This window comes from Stenotrophomonas sp. NPDC077421 (assembly GCF_049545505.1).
Taxonomy (GTDB): domain Bacteria; phylum Pseudomonadota; class Gammaproteobacteria; order Xanthomonadales; family Xanthomonadaceae; genus Stenotrophomonas; species Stenotrophomonas nematodicola.
Map to the genome: position 1 here is coordinate 52,123 of NZ_JBMWDP010000011.1, position 16,243 is coordinate 68,365.

At 67.7% G+C, this 16,243-nt stretch carries 22 protein-coding genes and 1 tRNA gene; 16 read left to right on the forward strand and 7 right to left on the reverse strand.

The window, feature by feature from the left end:
• Positions 1-24: 24 nt before the first annotated feature.
• The 12 genes from ruvB (at position 25) to ACPEH1_RS08130 (ending at position 9,117) form a co-directional block, all read left to right on the forward strand.
• Positions 25-1,065 carry a Holliday junction branch migration DNA helicase RuvB gene (gene ruvB / locus ACPEH1_RS08075; protein ID WP_017354676.1) on the forward strand — a complete coding sequence of 347 codons (1,041 nt, stop codon included), beginning with the start codon at positions 25-27 and terminating at the stop codon, positions 1,063-1,065.
• Positions 1,055-1,486, forward strand: a complete 432-nt coding sequence (gene ybgC, locus ACPEH1_RS08080) for a tol-pal system-associated acyl-CoA thioesterase (RefSeq protein ID WP_017354677.1) — start codon at positions 1,055-1,057, stop codon at positions 1,484-1,486. The genes ruvB and ybgC overlap by 11 nt, the downstream gene beginning before the upstream one ends.
• 10 nt (positions 1,487-1,496) lie before the next feature.
• Positions 1,497-2,276 (forward strand): protein TolQ, encoded by a 780-nt coding sequence (tolQ, locus tag ACPEH1_RS08085; protein ID WP_017354678.1) that lies wholly within the window; start codon positions 1,497-1,499, stop codon positions 2,274-2,276.
• Positions 2,277-2,300: 24 nt separating this feature from the next.
• Complete coding sequence (tolR, locus tag ACPEH1_RS08090) at positions 2,301-2,729, forward strand: protein TolR (protein ID WP_017354679.1); 429 nt, start codon at positions 2,301-2,303, stop codon at positions 2,727-2,729.
• Complete coding sequence (gene tolA / locus ACPEH1_RS08095) at positions 2,719-3,777, forward strand: cell envelope integrity protein TolA (RefSeq protein WP_136003036.1); 1,059 nt, start codon at positions 2,719-2,721, stop codon at positions 3,775-3,777. Before tolR ends, tolA begins: the two co-directional genes overlap by 11 nt.
• Positions 3,778-3,920: 143 nt before the next feature.
• Positions 3,921-5,240 (forward strand): Tol-Pal system beta propeller repeat protein TolB, encoded by a 1,320-nt coding sequence (gene tolB, locus ACPEH1_RS08100; RefSeq protein WP_017357011.1) that lies wholly within the window; start codon positions 3,921-3,923, stop codon positions 5,238-5,240.
• 63 nt (positions 5,241-5,303) lie between these two features.
• Complete coding sequence (gene pal, locus ACPEH1_RS08105) at positions 5,304-5,822, forward strand: peptidoglycan-associated lipoprotein Pal (RefSeq protein ID WP_017357010.1); 519 nt, start codon at positions 5,304-5,306, stop codon at positions 5,820-5,822.
• A 3-nt stretch (positions 5,823-5,825) separates the two neighbouring features.
• Complete coding sequence (gene ybgF, locus ACPEH1_RS08110; RefSeq protein ID WP_136003037.1) at positions 5,826-6,629, forward strand: tol-pal system protein YbgF; 804 nt, start codon at positions 5,826-5,828, stop codon at positions 6,627-6,629.
• A 121-nt stretch (positions 6,630-6,750) separates the two neighbouring features.
• A complete protein-coding gene (gene queE / locus ACPEH1_RS08115) occupies positions 6,751-7,449 on the forward strand; it encodes a 7-carboxy-7-deazaguanine synthase QueE (protein WP_423715603.1) in 699 nt (232 codons plus the stop codon).
• Positions 7,450-7,541: 92 nt separating this feature from the next.
• Entirely contained in the window at positions 7,542-8,207 is a 666-nt protein-coding gene (gene queC, locus ACPEH1_RS08120) for a 7-cyano-7-deazaguanine synthase QueC (protein WP_017357007.1), read from the forward strand.
• A gap of 75 nt (positions 8,208-8,282) precedes the next feature.
• A tRNA-Lys gene (locus tag ACPEH1_RS08125) sits at positions 8,283-8,358 on the forward strand.
• 111 nt (positions 8,359-8,469) lie between these two features.
• Positions 8,470-9,117 carry a DUF922 domain-containing Zn-dependent protease gene (locus tag ACPEH1_RS08130; protein ID WP_312709449.1) on the forward strand — a complete coding sequence of 216 codons (648 nt, stop codon included), beginning with the start codon at positions 8,470-8,472 and terminating at the stop codon, positions 9,115-9,117.
• A 73-nt stretch (positions 9,118-9,190) separates the two neighbouring features.
• Here the strand turns inward: ACPEH1_RS08130 and ACPEH1_RS08135 are convergent, their stop codons facing one another.
• Positions 9,191-10,669: a S41 family peptidase gene (locus ACPEH1_RS08135; protein ID WP_313241736.1), complete on the reverse strand. Its 1,479-nt coding sequence runs from the start codon at positions 10,667-10,669 to the stop codon at positions 9,191-9,193.
• A gap of 160 nt (positions 10,670-10,829) precedes the next feature.
• On the opposite strand from ACPEH1_RS08135, the gene ACPEH1_RS08140 reads away from it, so the two are divergent.
• Positions 10,830-11,300: a PA2169 family four-helix-bundle protein gene (locus ACPEH1_RS08140; protein ID WP_423715604.1), complete on the forward strand. Its 471-nt coding sequence runs from the start codon at positions 10,830-10,832 to the stop codon at positions 11,298-11,300.
• A 68-nt stretch (positions 11,301-11,368) separates the two neighbouring features.
• Positions 11,369-11,617 carry a hypothetical protein gene (locus tag ACPEH1_RS08145; RefSeq protein ID WP_017357003.1) on the forward strand — a complete coding sequence of 83 codons (249 nt, stop codon included), beginning with the start codon at positions 11,369-11,371 and terminating at the stop codon, positions 11,615-11,617.
• A gap of 82 nt (positions 11,618-11,699) precedes the next feature.
• Here ACPEH1_RS08145 and ACPEH1_RS08150 read toward each other — a convergent pair whose 3' ends face one another.
• Positions 11,700-11,855 (reverse strand): hypothetical protein, encoded by a 156-nt coding sequence (locus ACPEH1_RS08150; protein ID WP_423715605.1) that lies wholly within the window; start codon positions 11,853-11,855, stop codon positions 11,700-11,702.
• A 116-nt stretch (positions 11,856-11,971) separates the two neighbouring features.
• Positions 11,972-12,295: a hypothetical protein gene (locus ACPEH1_RS08155; RefSeq protein WP_136003043.1), complete on the reverse strand. Its 324-nt coding sequence runs from the start codon at positions 12,293-12,295 to the stop codon at positions 11,972-11,974.
• 256 nt (positions 12,296-12,551) lie between these two features.
• Here ACPEH1_RS08155 and ACPEH1_RS08160 point away from each other — a divergent pair, with 256 nt between their 5' ends.
• Positions 12,552-13,217 carry an MliC family protein gene (locus ACPEH1_RS08160; RefSeq protein ID WP_423715606.1) on the forward strand — a complete coding sequence of 222 codons (666 nt, stop codon included), beginning with the start codon at positions 12,552-12,554 and terminating at the stop codon, positions 13,215-13,217.
• Positions 13,218-13,229: 12 nt separating this feature from the next.
• Here ACPEH1_RS08160 and ACPEH1_RS08165 read toward each other — a convergent pair whose 3' ends face one another.
• From ACPEH1_RS08165 to ACPEH1_RS08175, 3 genes are all read right to left on the reverse strand, one after another.
• Entirely contained in the window at positions 13,230-13,898 is a 669-nt protein-coding gene (locus tag ACPEH1_RS08165; RefSeq protein ID WP_313241740.1) for a DUF3011 domain-containing protein, read from the reverse strand.
• Between the two features lie 90 nt (positions 13,899-13,988).
• Positions 13,989-14,390 carry a response regulator gene (locus ACPEH1_RS08170; RefSeq protein WP_017356998.1) on the reverse strand — a complete coding sequence of 134 codons (402 nt, stop codon included), beginning with the start codon at positions 14,388-14,390 and terminating at the stop codon, positions 13,989-13,991.
• Between the two features lie 56 nt (positions 14,391-14,446).
• The gene (locus ACPEH1_RS08175) at positions 14,447-15,217 is read right to left on the reverse strand and encodes a lysostaphin resistance A-like protein (protein ID WP_423715607.1); all 771 of its coding nucleotides are present in this window, start codon (positions 15,215-15,217) and stop codon (positions 14,447-14,449) included.
• Positions 15,218-15,369: 152 nt separating this feature from the next.
• Between ACPEH1_RS08175 and ACPEH1_RS08180 the strand changes: the two genes are divergently transcribed.
• The gene (locus ACPEH1_RS08180; protein ID WP_153164672.1) at positions 15,370-15,663 is read left to right on the forward strand and encodes a zf-TFIIB domain-containing protein; all 294 of its coding nucleotides are present in this window, start codon (positions 15,370-15,372) and stop codon (positions 15,661-15,663) included.
• 21 nt (positions 15,664-15,684) lie between these two features.
• Here ACPEH1_RS08180 and ACPEH1_RS08185 read toward each other — a convergent pair whose 3' ends face one another.
• On the reverse strand, positions 15,685-16,197 hold the full coding sequence (locus ACPEH1_RS08185) for a GNAT family N-acetyltransferase (protein ID WP_313273331.1): 513 nt from the start codon (positions 16,195-16,197) through the stop codon (positions 15,685-15,687).
• Positions 16,198-16,243: the final 46 nt, after the last annotated feature.

Sequence of the window (16,243 nt, forward strand, 5' to 3'; positions counted from 1 at the left end):
CTCCTTTTGCCGCATAATTGCACCATGACTGACGACCGCATCATCGGTGCCGGTGCCACCCGCGAGGATGACACCACCGACGCCAGCATCCGCCCCAAGCGCATGGCCGACTACCTCGGCCAGGCGCCTGTGCGCGAGCAGCTGTCGATCTACATCGACGCGGCCAAGGGGCGTGGCGATGCGCTCGACCACGTGCTGATCTTCGGCCCGCCCGGGCTGGGCAAGACCACCCTGAGCCACGTGATCGCCAACGAACTGGGCGTGGCGCTGCGGGTGACGTCGGGGCCGGTGATCGAAAAGGCCGGTGATCTGGCGGCGCTGCTGACCAACCTGCAGCCGCACGATGTGCTGTTCATCGACGAGATCCACCGCCTGTCGCCCGTGGTCGAGGAAGTGCTGTACCCGGCGATGGAGGATTTCCAGATCGACATCATGATCGGTGAAGGCCCTGCGGCCCGCTCGATCAAGATCGACCTGCCACCGTTCACCCTGATCGGGGCCACCACGCGGGCCGGCCTGCTGACCGCGCCGCTGCGCGACCGCTTCGGCATCGTCCACCGGCTGGAGTTCTACACGCCCGAGGAACTGACCCGGATCGTGCGTCGCTCGGCCGCCATCCTCAACATCGACTGCACCGCCGAAGGCGCAGCCGAGATCGCGCGGCGTTCGCGCGGCACCCCGCGCATCGCCAACCGGCTGTTGCGGCGGGTGCGCGACTACGCTCAGGTCAAGGCCGCCGGCCATATCGACCAGGCCGTGGCCCAGGCCGCCATGCAGATGCTGAAAGTGGACCCGGAAGGGTTCGACGACCTCGACCGGCGCCTGCTCAGGACGATGGTCGACTACTTCGACGGTGGTCCGGTGGGCATCGAGTCGCTGGCAGCGGCCCTGTCCGAAGAGCGTGGCACCCTGGAAGATGTGGTCGAGCCCTACCTGATCCAGCAGGGCTTCCTGATCCGTACCGCGCGCGGCCGCATGTGCACGCACAAGGCTTACCGGCACATGGGCCTGAAGCCGAAGACCCCCCCCGCCGACCTGTTCGCGGAGGTGCCTGATGTCGGTTAGCCCCGGGTTCAGTTGGCCGACACGCATTTACTGGGAAGATACCGATGCTGGCGGTGTGGTCTACCACGCCCGCTATGTCGCCTTCATGGAGAGGGCGCGCACTGAATGGATGCGGGCACTGGGCTTTGGGCAGGAGCGTACGCGCACCGACCACGGGCTGGTGTTCGCGGTCCGCTCGATGAGCATGGATTTCCTGAGGCCGGCGCGACTGGACGATGCGCTGGCCGTGACCGCCACGCTGGTGCAGTGCAAGCGCGCCAGCCTGGTGTTCCACCAGGCGGTGTGTCGCGGCGATGAAACGCTGCTGACCGCGCAGGTGAAGATCGCGGCACTGGACGCCACCACATTCAAACCGCGCGGCATGGACGATGCATTCCATGCGGTGCTGAAACACCACGAATTTCCAGAATCCGCACACTGAGGAACAACGGATGATCGCAATGCTCCTGGCCCTGCAGGCCACGGTGGTCGAGGCGCTGCCGCAGGAAGTCACCAGCGCCGCGTCGCAGACCGTCGCGCAAGCCGCGCATGGCGGTGGCATCAATTACCTGGACCTGATGGTCAAGGCCAGCATCCCGGTGAAGATCATCGTGCTGCTGCTGCTGGCCGGCTCGTTCATCAGCTGGGTGATCATCTTCCGCAAGGCGCGCGTGTTCAACGCCGCCAACCGCGAAGCCGATGAGTTCGAAAGCCGTTTCTGGTCCGGTGCTGACCTGGGCAAGCTGTACAGCGCTGCCACCGACCGCAACCGCAAGGTGGGGGGTCTGGAGGCCATCTTCGAAGCCGGCTTCCGCGAGTTCACCCGCCTGCGCGACAAGCGCCGGCTGGACGGCCGCGCCCAGCTCGAAGGCGCCCAGCGCGCCATGCGGACCACCTACACCCGTGAAGTGGACCAGATGGAGCGCAGCCTGGAGCTGCTCGCCAACATCGGGTCCACCGCCCCGTACGTGGGCCTGGTCGGTACGGTGTTCGGCATCATGGTGACCATGCACGACATGATCAACAGTGGCGAGCAGGCCGGTATCGCCTCGGTCGCGCCGGGCATTTCCGAAGCCCTGTTCGCCACGGCCATCGGCCTGTTCGTGGCGATCCCGGCAGTGTGGGCCTACAACCGCTTCACCACCCGCGTGGAGCGCCTGTCGGTCCGCTTCGAAACCTTCGCAGAAGAGTTCAGCTCGATCCTGCAGCGCCAGACCGCGGGCGACGAGTAAGCGCCCAGCACCAAGGACCCTGCCATGACCGCTGCCATTGGCCGCCGCAAGCGCCGAAAGCTCAAATCCGAAATCAACGTCGTGCCCTACATCGACGTGATGCTGGTGCTGCTCATCATCTTCATGGTCACCGCGCCGCTGCTCACCCTGAGCTTCGATGTGGACCTGCCCAACTCCCAGGCCAAGGCCCTGGAGAGCAAGCAGGACCCGGTCGTGGTCTCGGTGCGCCTGGACGGCCAGCTCACGCTGAAGCTGCCTGACGCCAAGGAGCCGGCCGTGATGGAGGCGGCCGAACTGCAGGCGCGCCTCGGCGCCCTGTCGGCGCAGGACAAAAACCTGCGCGTGATCGTCGCCGCCGACCGCGCCGTGGCCTATGAAAAGGTCGTTGCGGCGATGGACGTGATCAAGCGCGCCAATGTCGAAAAGGTGGGTCTGGCGACCGATGCACGCTGAAGCCCTGCCACCGCAGCGCCAGCCCGAGGAAAAGTGGGGTCTGCCGATCGCGCTGGCGTTGGCCGTGCACCTGCTGCTGGCGCTGGTGTTCATCGCCGCCTGGCTGTGGTCGCCCCAGCGCAGCACCGAGGCTGCCGCCGGCGACCCGGCGATCGAGGCCAGCCTGCAGTTGTCGGCCGCCGAGGCCTCCGCTGCACGGCAGGCGCTGCGCGCCTCCGAATCGCTGCCTGCGCTGCCCGAGCCGGTTGCCCAGCCCGAGCCCATTCCCGAAGACACCGTGCCGCCGCCGCAGCCGCTGCCCGAGCCGCGTCCGCAGGATGCGCCGACCCCGCAGCAGCAACAGGCCCAGGAGCGCGTGGCCCAGCCGGACAAGATCGACCAGGAAGCGGTCAACGCCCTGGCGGTGTCGGCCGAGAAGGCCAGGCAGGAGCAGGAGGCCAAGCGCCGCCAGGAACAGATCGACCTGACCGAGCGCAAGCGGCAGGAGCAGGCCGAGCAGAAGCTGCGGCTGGCAAAGCAGCAGGAAGAGGCCGACCGGAAGAAGAAGCTGGCCGAGCAGGAGCAGAAGGCCAATGACGCCAAGGCCGACGCCGAGCGCGACAGGAAGCTGGCCGAGATCCGCGCCAAGCGTGCGCAGGCCGAGAAGGAAGCCAAGCTGGCCGAGCAGAAGCTGCGCCAGGTCACCGCCGCGCGCGCGGCCAGCGCGGCCGCCTCGACCGCCGGCGCTACCGGGGCTGCCCAGCCGGCAGCCGGTGCGGGTGGTACCAGTGACGACCTGCGGGCCAAATACGCCGCCGCCATCCAGGCCAAGGTCACCGAGACCTGGATCCGTCCGCCGAGCGTGTCGCCGGGGCAGGGCTGCCGTATCGCGATCGTGCAGTTGCCGGGTGGCCGGGTGATGTCGGCGACCGTGGTGCCGCCATGCCCGTACGATGACGGCGCCAAACGCTCGCTGGAGGCGGCCGTGTTGAACGCCCAGCCGTTGCCCTACCGCGGCTTCGAAACCGTTTTCGCGCGCGAACTCACCCTCAACTTCCGGCCGGAATGAGTGCCTGGGGCGCCCGTATCGTTAACGCGATGTGAGAGCGCCCCGGTTCGACACTCGGATTTCACGTGTGGTTGATTCATGATTGCGAAACCGTTCAACCCGGTTCTGTTATCCCTCGTTGTGGTTTCCCGACTGAGCATTCCATGAAGATGATGTCTCGTTTACTGGTCGCGTGCGCGGCCCTGTTGCTCCCGTTTGCTGCCCTGGCGCAGCAGAAGGGCCTTGAAATCGACATCATTGGCGGCCGTGTCTCGGCCACGCCGATCACGGTGGTGCCGATGCCCTACCAGGGCTCCGCCGCCGCACCGGCCACCGATGTCGCTGCCGTGGTCCGCGCCGACCTGGACCGTTCCGGCCAGTTCAGCACCCTGCCTGACGCGCAGATCGTCGAGAAGCCGACCCGCGGCAGCGAGATCCAGTTCCCCACCTGGCGCGCGCTGAAGCAGAACTACATCGTGGTCGGCCGCGTCATGGACGCCGGCGCCGGTGCCTACCGCGTCGAGTACGAGCTGTATGACGTGCCCAAGGGCGAGCGCCTGCTCGGCCTGGCGATGACCGCCCGCGGCACCGCCATGCGCGATGTCGCCCACCAGATGGCCGATGCCATCTACGAGAAGATCACCGGTGTCCGCGGCGCCTTCTGGACCCGCATCGCCTATGTCACCGCCAGCGGCAAGGGCGATGCCATGCGTTACGCCCTGATGGTGGCCGACTCGGACGGCTTCAACCCGCAGACCATCGTGCGTTCGGCCGAGCCGCTGCTCTCGCCGACCTGGAGCCCGGACGGCAGCCGGCTGGCCTATGTCAGCTTCGAGCGCGGCAATTCGGCCATCTACATCCAGAACATCGCCACCGGCGCCCGTGAACTGGTCACCAGCTTCCGCGGCATCAACAGCGCCCCCTCGTTCTCCCCGGACGGGCGTCGCCTGGCCCTGTCGCTGTCGCGCAGCGGCAACCCGGAAATCTACGTGATGGACCTGGGCAGCAAGCAGCTGACCCAGTTGACCAACCACTTCGCCATCGACACCGAGCCGACCTGGAGCCCGGATGGCAGCAGCGTCTACTTCACCTCCGACCGTGGCGGCCGCCCGCAGATCTACCAGGTCCCGGCCAGCGGCGGCAGCGCCTCGCGCGTGACCTTCCAGGGCAACTACAACGCCACCCCGAGCCTGTCCTACGACGGCAAGAAGCTGGTGGTGGCCCAGGGCAGCGGCAATACCTACAAGATCGCGCTGATGGACAGCAGCCTGGGCTCGGCGCGCTGGAGCACGCTGTCGCCGGGGTCGCTGGACGAATCGCCGAGCTTTGCGCCCAACGCAAGCATGGTGTTGTATGCCGCCCGTGAGGGTGGCCGAGGTGTGTTGTATGCCGTGTCGGCCGATGCGCGCGTGCGCCAGCGGCTGGTTCTGGCCGACGGTGACGTCCGCGAGCCGTCGTGGTCGCCATACCGTACAAAGCGCTAACAGAGTGTTAAGATTCGCCGTATTCATCCCTCATCCGGCTTTAGGAGCCTCAAAGGTATCGCCATGAACAAGTCCACCCGTGTTCTGCTTGTCTCCCTGTTGTCCGTGGCCGTCCTGGCCGGTTGCTCCAAGAAGGTGAAGGAAGCGCCGGAAGCTCCGGTCGATACCGGCACCTCGACCACCCAGCCGACCGGTCCGTCGACCTCGGGCCTGTACGGTCCGGGCGATCTGGATACCGATTCCTGCCTGCGCCAGCGCGTGGTGTACTTCGATCTGGACCAGGACAGCCTGAAGCCGGAGTTCCAGGCCATCATGGCCTGCCACGCCAAGTACCTGCGTGACCGTCCGTCCTCGCGCATCACCCTGCAGGGCCACGCCGACGAGCGCGGTTCGCGTGCCTACAACCAGGCCCTGGGCGAGCGTCGTGGCAATGGCGTCTCCTCGGCGCTGCAGGCCAACGGTGGCTCGGCGTCGCAGCTGACCGTCGTGTCCTACGGTGAAGAGCGTCCGGTCTGCACCGAGACCAACGAGTCCTGCTGGTCGCAGAACCGTCGCGTCGAAATCGTTTACACCGCTCAGTAATAGATGCGCCTTCGATTCATATCGATGATCGTTGCGGCAGCCCTCGTGGCTGCCGCACCGGCCTACGCGCAACGTCAGAGTCTGGCCGACCGCGTGGGGTCGCTTGAGCAGCAGGTGCTCAACAACCAGTCCAACACGGACATGCTCAACCAGCTCAATCAGCTCCGCACGCAGGTGCAGGCGCTGCAGTCGCAGGTGGAGCAGTTGCAGCACGAGAACGCCCAGCTCAAGCAGACCAGCCAGGACCAGTATCTGGATCTGGACGGGCGGCTGAACCGGCTGGAAGGCGGCACTCCGCCGGCCCTGCCTGCCGCGCCTGCTGCCAAGGCCCCCGTGGCCCCCCCGAAACCGGCAACGGCCGCTTCCGAGCGGCCGCCTTCCGTGCACGGCGATCCTGGCAGCCTGTCGGCCAGCGGCGACGAACGCACCGCCTACAACGTCGCCTTCGACGCCCTCAAGGCTGGCAAGTACGACGATTCCGCGCAGCTCTTCCTGAGCTTCCTGGAGCTGTACCCCAACGGCGTGTATACCCCCAATGCCTTGTACTGGCTGGGCGAGAGCTACTACGCCACCCGCAATTTCCCGCTGGCCGAGGCGCAGTTCCGCGACCTCGTCTCGCGCTACCCGACCCACGACAAGGCGTCCGGTGGCATGCTCAAGATCGGCCTGTCGCAGTATGGCGAAGGCAAAACCGACGCCGCCCAGGCCACCCTGGAGCAGGTCGTCAGCACCTACCCGGGCTCGGATGCCGCGCGCACCGCGCAGGACCGCCTCCAGTCGATCCGGCTGGGCCAGCAGATCCGCTGAGACCCCGCCGGCCCAGGCCGGTATACTTGGCTGTTGGGCGACCACCAGCGCGGTCGTCACCTGTAGGGCCGGGCCATGCCCGGCCGTCGTCGTTTCCGCAGCCGTAGTCCCAGAACACCTCATGACCGCATCCCTGTCCGCCGCCGCCGCGCTCCCCAGCGAGATCGTGCAATCGCCCCTGCCGCGCCTGAGGATCACCGAGATCTTCACCTCGTTGCAGGGCGAAGCCGATACTGCCGGCTGGCCGACCGTGTTCGTCCGGCTGACCGGTTGCCCGCTCAGGTGCACCTACTGTGACACCGCGTACGCCTTCCACGGCGGCACCTGGTGGGACATCGATGCGATCGTGGCCGAGGTGGTGGCGCAGGGCGTCCACCACGTCTGCGTGACCGGCGGCGAGCCGCTGGCGCAGAAGCGCTGCCTGGTGCTGCTTGAAAAGCTCTGCGATGCCGGCCTGGATGTCTCGCTGGAAACCTCCGGTGCGCTGGACGTCAGCGCGGTGGACCCGCGCGTCTCTCGCGTGGTTGACCTCAAGACCCCCGGCTCGGGTGAAATGGCCCGCAACCGGCTGGAGAACCTGCCGCTGCTGACCCGCCGCGACCAGATCAAGTTCGTGCTGTGCAGCCGCGAGGATTACGACTGGGCGCGCGGCATGGTCGCCGAGCACCGGCTCAATGAGCGCAGCATGGTGCTGTTCTCGCCGAGCAAGAGCCAGCTGAGCCCGCGCGAACTGGCCGACTGGATCGTCGAGGACCGCCTGCCGGTGCGCTTCCAGATGCAGCTTCACAAGCTCCTCTGGGACGACGCGCCCGGGCGATGACCGGCTGCCGGGCGGCCCCCGGCCGCTCTTACTGATTCATTCCGGCGCGGGACAGCGTGCTGGCTTTCCCGCAACCTACCGGAAACACCCCCATGAAGAATGCAGTTGTCCTCCTGTCCGGCGGCATGGATTCGGCCGCCGTCGTCGCCATCGCCCGTGAGCAGGGTTTCGCCGTCCATGCGCTGAGCGTGCGCTACGGCCAGCGCCACACCTCCGAACTCGATGCCGCCGCCGCGGTGGCCACGGCGCTCGGCGCCGTCGCCCACAAGACCGTCAACGTCGACCTGCGCAGCATCGGCGGTTCGGCGCTAACCGACGATATCGACGTGCCCGAGGCGGGCGGCGAGGGCATCCCCGTCACCTACGTGCCGGCGCGCAACACCATCATGCTGTCCGTCGCCCTGGGCTGGGCCGAAGTGCTGGGCGCCAACGACATCTTCTGCGGCGTCAACGCCGTGGACTACTCCGGCTACCCGGACTGCCGCCCCGAATTCATCGCGGCCTTCCAGACTCTGGCCAACCTGGCCACCAAGGCCGGCGTGGAAGGGGCGGGCATCCAGGTCCACGCCCCGCTGCAGTTCCTGAGCAAGGCCGACATCGTGCGTGAAGGCGTGCGCCTGGGCGTGGACTTCGGCCTGACCGTGTCCTGCTACAACGCCGACGACAGCGGCGCGGCCTGCGGCCACTGCGATGCCTGCCGCCTGCGCGCGCAGGGCTTCGCCGATGCGGGCGTGGCCGATCCCACCCGTTACGCCTGATCGCCACACGGGTACGCCTGCGCGCCAAGATAGGTTAGAATGCGCACCCCCGGCAGCGATGTCGAGGCATGCAATGGGCCGTTAGCTCAGTCGGTAGAGCAGAAGACTTTTAATCTTTTGGTCGATGGTTCGAATCCATCACGGCCCACCATTGCATCGATGAACGAAGGCGCCTGCGAGGGCGCCTTTTTTCGTTGCGCCACGTTGCGGCCCGCCAGCATTTCACGCACTCTTTCTGCTTCATTGAAGGCAGGGACAGCGCATGATGCAGGGAACGCACACCACGGCGGCGGTGGCAACCAACGGATCAGCTGCTGCACGCAGCGGGATCGCGCCCGGGTGGCGCCGCGCAGCCGGGGGCGCTCTGCTGCTTGCCGCGCTGGGCATCGCAACCGTGCAGGCAGCGCCGGACGCCGGTCTGACGATCGAGTACTACGACGTGCAGGGAACCACGCTCGAGCAACTGCGCGAGTCGCTGCGCACCCTCGGACCGGTGGATGACGATGGCGAACGCCACCACGGCCAGGTGCGCTGGAACCTGCAGTGGCGCTACAACTACAGCACCGATCGCGGTGGCTGCCGGCTGACCGGATTCACCGTCCAGCGCAGCACCACCATGCAGTTGCCGCGCTGGGTGGATGTGGATCGCGTGTCACCGGCGCTGCGCAGTGATTGGGAGCGGTACAGCCGCGCGCTGCGCCTGCATGAGGATGGCCACGTGGAGACCGGTGCGCTGGCGGCGGCCGAGATCGAACGTCGTACGGCGGCGGTCAAGCGCAGTCCCACCTGCGCGGCACTGACCGCCACGCTGGATGAGATCGGCAAGGCCGTGATCCAGGAATTCAAGGCGCGCGATGTCGAGTACGACGCGACGACCGGGCATGGCGCCACGCAGGACGCGCAGATCTGAAGAACACGCGATTAGCTCCCGCTCAACGCGACCGCCGGTCACACCGCGATCAGCCGGCGTGACCGCGATCCCGTCAGTATCGCGCCAGATCGAGATCGATCACGTCGAGCACCCGTTGCGCACGGGCGCGTGCCGACTCCCCGGCACGCGCGCCCACCGCAACATCCGGCACGATGCCGGCGACCTCGTCGCTGCCATCGGCACGCAGCCGCACACAGTTGGGGATGCGCACGCGCAGATGGCTGTTGGGCAGTTCGGCGGGTGACTCCGCGCTCATGAACCCGCAGCCGTAGCCGCCGCTGCGGGTGCCGACAACACGCGCGATGCCGTTGTCCTGCAAGCGGGCCGCGAACATCTCCGCCGAGGACGAGGTTTTGCCGTCGATCAGCAGATAGACCGGGCCGTGCCAGGCACCGCGGTGCGCACGCACGTCCTGCGCCCAGTCCAGGCGGTGGGCGATGAGGAAGTCGTCGAGCCGATCCACGGCCGGGTCGGCCAACGGGCCGCCGGACGTCCCTGCCGCGACCAGGCGCCGGCAGCGCTGCGCCGACCAGTCCTGTTGGGTCTGCCAGACCCACGACAGGTCGCAGGCAGGGGACTGTGCGGCACGCAGCGCGGCCGCAAACGCCGTGCGCTGCTGCGTCAGCATCGGGCGGGCACGGGCGTCGGGGTGGTGGCGGGTCAGCGCGTCGTCGAGTCGCTCGAACTGTTCCTGCAGATAGTCGACGCCGGTGCCGGACGCGCTCATCTGCAACGTGGCCGAGCGCACCGGCTGATCGGTAAACAGGCGGGCGAGGGTATCGCCGCTGTCGTCGCCACCGGGGTTGGTGCCGACGTCCACCAGCACCGCGTCCACCGCCTGCTGCCGGAAACGACGCAGCGTGGCGGCGATCTCCGCGACCCAGGCCTCCTGCAGCGTGGCCCGCATCGTGCGCACCCCATCGGCGTGGCGCAGCTGCGGCCACAGCCGATGGCACAGGCCGGGATAGCGCAGCGCATCGAACTCGTGCAGGCGCAGCAGGCCGACGCGGCCTCCGTGGGCAAGGGTGATCACGCCGCTGCGCAGGGCCGGGTCGGCGCTGCCGCCGTCGGCGTGGTACGCCGGCAGCGTCTGCAGCGGCAGGCTGTAGTCCTGGCGGCCTTCTTCGATCACGCCCAGCACCGCGCAGCCGGTGGCCGCGTCCAGGGCGCGCGGGTCCACCGCGGTGGGCATCGGCCCGGGTGCATCGGTTGATTGGCGGTCGAGCAGGGCCAGATGCCCATCATGGAAACCGGCCAGGAACGTGCGCAGTGCCTGTTCCGCTTCGGCATCGTCGTGCGCCTCGTCCAGTGCGCGGGTGGCGGCACGTGCCAGGGCCGGCAGGTCCACACCGCTCTGCGGCGACGCCATCCAGGCCAGGTGGGCGTAGTCGTCCTGCAGCGTCTGCGTCAGCGCGGCCAGATCGGCGCGCCAGGCGGCGCGGTCCACCTCGGTGGCGGCGTGGACAGGTGCCGTTGCCAGCACCCCGAGCAGTGCGCCGGTGAGCGCCATCCGTAGCGTGCGTGGTGTCATCCGTGATCTCCGCGGGTGCGGCGCGCCGTTGCGCCGGTGTCTGCATGGAACCTGCACGATGCTAGCAAACAACAGCGCCCTCACACCCCCGTTCCGCAACCGCGCGCATGATCAGGCCGTACCCCTGAAGTCGGGATCGACGATCCCACGGAGCGGTGCCATGAAGACCATCAACACCGGCCCGCGCGTCCGCGCGCTCAACCAGATCATCGGCGTGGCCCGTGACGGGCACGACCTGTATGCGCGCGGCGTAGCGGACATGCAGGACAGTGACCCGGACCTGAGCGCGCTGCTGATGCGCATGGCGGAGTCGAGCGCCAGGGTAGTGGACCGCGTGAGTGGACTGGTACGCAGGGAAGGCGGCCGGCCAGTCCGACACGGCACGATCATCGGCCATGTGCGCGGGTATTTCGGGTGGCTGGGTACGGTGCTGGGCGATGCCGGCATCCAGTATCTGAGCGAAGGCCAAGCCAGCGAGGCCCGGTTGATCCGAGTCATGGAAGCGGCGGTACGCCACGGTGACCTTGGTGAGGACACGTACGGGACGCTGGACGCGATGCTGCGCGACACACGCCTGTGCCACGACGACATGCGCGGGCGGCTGGACACCATGCGCGCGCGCGATCCCTGAGGAAGCGTCGGACATCTCATGCAACAGTACCAGCGGCACGCAAGGCGTGCCCGCCACGGAGTGGGTCAATGATGATCGTACTGAAGGATTCGACGGGCAGGCGCCTGCGTCTGGGCGAGGGGTGTCTGCTGGAAGACGGCGTACTGTTCCACCGTCGCACGATGCTGGTGGCGGTTGGCGATGGCCTCCGCCTGGCGCCCGGCGTGCTTGACGTGATCAACGCGTCGGTCGCCGGCAGCGCGTGGTTGTCGATGGAACAGGAAGGCAACCTGGCCGCCCGGCCATTGCGCTGGGAAACGCTGCATGTATCGAGCTGAGTCCCCGCGTCGTTGCAACCCCTTACACCCGTGAGGCTGCGCGGACGCGCAGCCCCACCGAATCTGTGCAACGCCGCCGCTGTTACTTCTGCTGCGGCGAACGGGTGCTGTCTTTGTTGTCCTGCTGCTGCTTCTGCTGCTTGGCCAACGCGTCCTTGTGCTCCTGCTCCTTCTGCTGGTCGGTCTGGGCAGCGGCATTCTTCTGGACGTTGTTTTCGTTGTTCTGCATGGTGGACATGGTGTTACTCCAATACGACGTGATGTCGCAGGAGCCATACTGGACCGGGTGCCGTTACGCAGCGGTCGCACGCACATGAGGGTAGGGTTAGTGCCCGTTCCCGTGCGTGGAACCATTCAGATGAACAGGTCGATCACGTCAATCAGCGTGTCAGTGCTGTCGTGTTCGTGCTGGCGCTCGTAGTGGTGCTGGTCGCGCGCGTCGAGCTGCTCATCGTCGATCAGGCCGCTGAAGTACACCATGCCGACAAGCAGTACCACCGGCGATGCCAGCAGCGACAGCAGCAGCTGGAACAGCCCGAGCAGCACGCCGCCCTTGAACATCGTCGCGATGGCGAGCACGCCGCCGCAAAGGCCGAGCGCGATCCCCAGCAACAACCCGGCCCAGCCCCACGGCAGCAGGAAACTCAGCCATGACAGCAGCAGGACCAGCCATGCCACGCGCGCGCGCCGGCTTGGCGGCGGTGTCCTGGCAGAAGACGCGGAGGCGGACGCAGAGGAAGGCGCGGGGGAAGTGCTGGCGGTCGACATGCAGGGTCCTTCTTGCAAGAGGGCTACATCCTACCGTCCGCGCGCCGTACGCGCAGCGGCGTGCACCTGCCCTCAACGCGGAGGTGGCGATACTGCGGGCGATACCCGTTGCGCGCCGGTGCGCGCAGAATACGAGCCTGTCCGTTGTCGTACCGCTGGAGGTTGCATGAACCGTATCGTCCTTGCCGTTGCCGTCACACTGGCCCTGGTGGGCTGCTCGCGCAGTCCTGAGCCGGCCGACCCTGCATCCCCCGCAGCGGCGCCTGCAGCGCGCACCGCCCCCGTCGCACTGCCTGCAGCGCCGTCGGATACGGCCACCGCCACGCCCTCGTTCGACTGCGCCAAGGCCACGTCCGATGCGGAAAAGTGGGTGTGTACCGACGAAGGACTGGCCGCACTGGACCGTCAGTTGGCTGCACGGTACAAGCGCGCGCAGACCGCGCCGGACGAAGTGGATATCGCGGCCGAGCAGCGGGGCTGGATCAAGGGGCGCGATGCGTGCACCCGCGCCGTGGACCCGCGCCAATGTCTGCGCGAGGCCTACCAGACGCGTCTTGTGGAGCTGACCGTCAGCGGCGGCGGCGTCCCCGCGAGCGCAACCGGCACTTATCGCTGCGACGATGCCGACAAACCGCTGAAGGTCGTGTTCTACAACGACATCGACCCGGCAGCGGCGATCGTGACTCTGGGCACCGACCAGGCCATCGTGTTCCCGATCGAAAGCGCCAGCGGCAGCCGCTACGGCCGCGAAGGCGTGGCGTTCTGGGAACACCAGGGCGAGGCGACGCTGGACTTCTACGGCACCGCGTTGCGCTGCACGGCGGACCGCTGACGGCGTCGAGGATCAGCGTACGCGTCGGTAGCGCACCTCGTTCTGGCGATCGCCCACCTCCGTAGTGACAAAGCCGTCGCGGCTCTGGCTGATGTCGAACACGCTGTCGCCGACATTCAGCCGGCCGCCGTTGACCCAGCCGGACAGGGTCTGGCCGCGCGCCTGCGCGGACATGCGGCCGTCGCCGTCGATGCGCATGCGGATATCGGTACCGTACATGGCGTTGTAGCCCTCGAACTCCCCGATCATCCAGGACGGCACATACGATGTGTGGCGGGCGCCCTGGTAGCGGGTGTCGTCGTAGCGGTCGTCGGATGTCTTGTTGGCGTTGTGGACCATCGCGCCCAGGATGGCCGCGCCGATCAGCACGCCGGCGGCCACCTTGGCGTCGTGGTTGTCATCGTTGTCCCGGTCGTGGCGCGAGCCGCTTCCCTGCACGCGGAAGGTGGCCCGGCAGCCGTCGTCCACCCACACCTCGCGGCGGTCGTAGTCCCAGCTGCGGCCTTGGCGGCAGTCCGCGCCGGACAGCTGCCGGTCCAGGCTGACATGGCCGGCGTACGGCAGGGAGCAGGCGTGATACCGGTTGTCGCGGCTTTCGCAGGTGACGACATCATCGGCCCGCGCATCGGCGAGGCCGGCTATCATCAGCAGGGGGGCACTCCAGAGAAGACGGGTCTGCATGGCACGTGTCCGTGGCCCACGGGCGGGCCCTGTAGATCGAACGATGCCAGTCGCGGATGAAAAATGGATGAAGGCGCGTGCCTGCGCCGCTCAGGCCGCGCGGCCGGTTTCCATGACACCGAAACAGGTGCGGATGGCATCGAGCAGCTCGCTCATCGAGTACGGCTTGGGCAGGAAATGGATGCCCTCGCGCAGGCGCCCGGTCACCTCGGCCGGGTCGAGTCCGGAGGTGACCAGCACCGGCAGACCCGGGTGATGGGTACGGATGCAGTGGGCGGCGTCGATCCCGTTGAGCTCGCCCAGGCACACGTCGGTAAACACCAGGTCGAACCGCTCACCCGCGCGCAGCAATCCCAGCGCTGCCTCGGCCGTGCTCACCGCCGTCACCTCGCAGGCCTGGCTCTCCAGCGCGAGCCGGCTGAGCTCGCGGGTATCTTCGGTGTCTTCGATCAGCAGTACGCGCGGGATGACGTGGCGCTTGGACAGCAACATGACGCGGAATTCCTGGGGTCGGCCGGAAACGGCGCGCAAGTATGGGGCGGCGAAGGTTAGCGGGTCGTGCAGGCGGCCCGGTGGGTGCGATGCCGATGCAGCAGATACACGCCGGCGACGGCCAGCAGCGCGGCCGACAGCCGCAGGCTGTTGCCCTGCCAGCCGATGGCGGTGGCATCGTTTACCTGCATGACGTTCCAGGCCATGTTCAGCGACACGTGCAGCACCACGGCGCTCCACAGCGTGTTGCGGTCCAGGCGGCACAGCACGGCGAACACGACGCCGCCGATGCCGGTCATTGCGAACACGCGTAGTGCCATGCCGCCGCCACCACCAAAGGACCACCAGTGGATGGCGCCGAAGATGACCGCCTGTACCAGAGCCGCTGGCCACCAGGGCCAGCCCTGATGGCGGTGGGCGAACAGGAAGCCGAAGCCGCGGAAGATGATTTCCTCGGCCAGTGGAAACAGCAGTGCGAGCATCACCAGCGGCAGCAGGCTCGCCTCTGCGCTGATGCCGCCCAGCCACCACAGGCCAAGCCAGCACGGCAAGGTGGCCAGCAGCACGATGGCCGGACCCTGCCAGCCGCTGCCGCCCAGCCCCAGGGCATGCCGGAGGGGCAGGCCGGGACGCAGCCAGGCCGCAACGGCAAGGACCAGCAGCACGCCCAGTCCGTTGTCGACGATGGCGCCGCCGAAGGGAATGGGCAGGCCGGGAATCGGCACGCCGGCCCAGCCGGCAAGATCACGCAGGTTGATCGACACCAGCAGGGTGATGACGATCAGGCTGGCGCTGAGCCAGCGGGGACCTGGGTGGGGGGCGGACATGGCCGGATTCCTTGGCGTGTGGTGCGCGCAGTGTGCGGCGCTGGCAACGCGGAATCATGGGGCAGAGGTCGGGGGGCCGTTGGTCATGCGGCGTTGCGCCGTACTCAGCCACGGCAGGGTAGAGTCGGGGTTTGATCGATGGAGTGGCGACGATGCAATGCCCCGTATGCAAGACCCAGGCGCTGGTGATGTCCGAGCGCCAGGGCATCGAGATCGACTACTGCCCGCAGTGCCGTGGCGTCTGGTTGGACCGTGGCGAACTGGACAAGATCATCGAACGCTCGGTGGGCGGCGCCGCGCCGGCACCGGTACGTTCGGCCGCGCCTCCGCCGCCTCCGGCGGTGCAGCATCGCGATACGCGTCATCTGGGCCAGCAGTACGGCGACCAGCAGGGCTATCGCAAGAAGAAGAAGGAGAGCTTCCTGTCGGACCTGTTCGACTTCTGAGCCGGACCGGCTGCGCCGGTCTCAGGGCCGGCGCAGGATGAACTCCAGGTCGCGGCTGTCGCCGACCACGAAGTCGTACTGGCCGACCGGCACGCAGCCGTAGCGCGCATAGAAGCGCTGCGCACCGTGGTTTTCCGACCACACGCCCACCCACAGGGTGCGGCGTGCGGGCTGGTCCAGCCAAGTGAGGAACGCGTCCATCAGGCGCGCGCCATGACCACCGCTCTGGTGGCGTGCCAGCACATACAGGCGCTTCAGCTCGATATCGCCCGGGCGCGCATCGGCATGGGGCAATCCGTTCGGGCCGGCTGCCAGATAGCCCACCGCGCGCCCGTCCTCTTCCAGCAGCCACACCGCGCTGTGCGGATCCTCCAGCTCGCGGCGCTGCGGTGCCGGGCTGTAGTGCGCCTGCAGGAACGCGTGAAGATCGTCCGGCGGATACGAATCGCCGAAGGTTTCGGTGTAGGTCGCGATGGCGATGGCCGACAGGGCGTCGGCATCGGCCACGCTGGCACGGCGGATATGCAGGGACATGGGAGCGCGGATGGGGAAACGGTGCGGCAGCTTACGGCATCCCGGG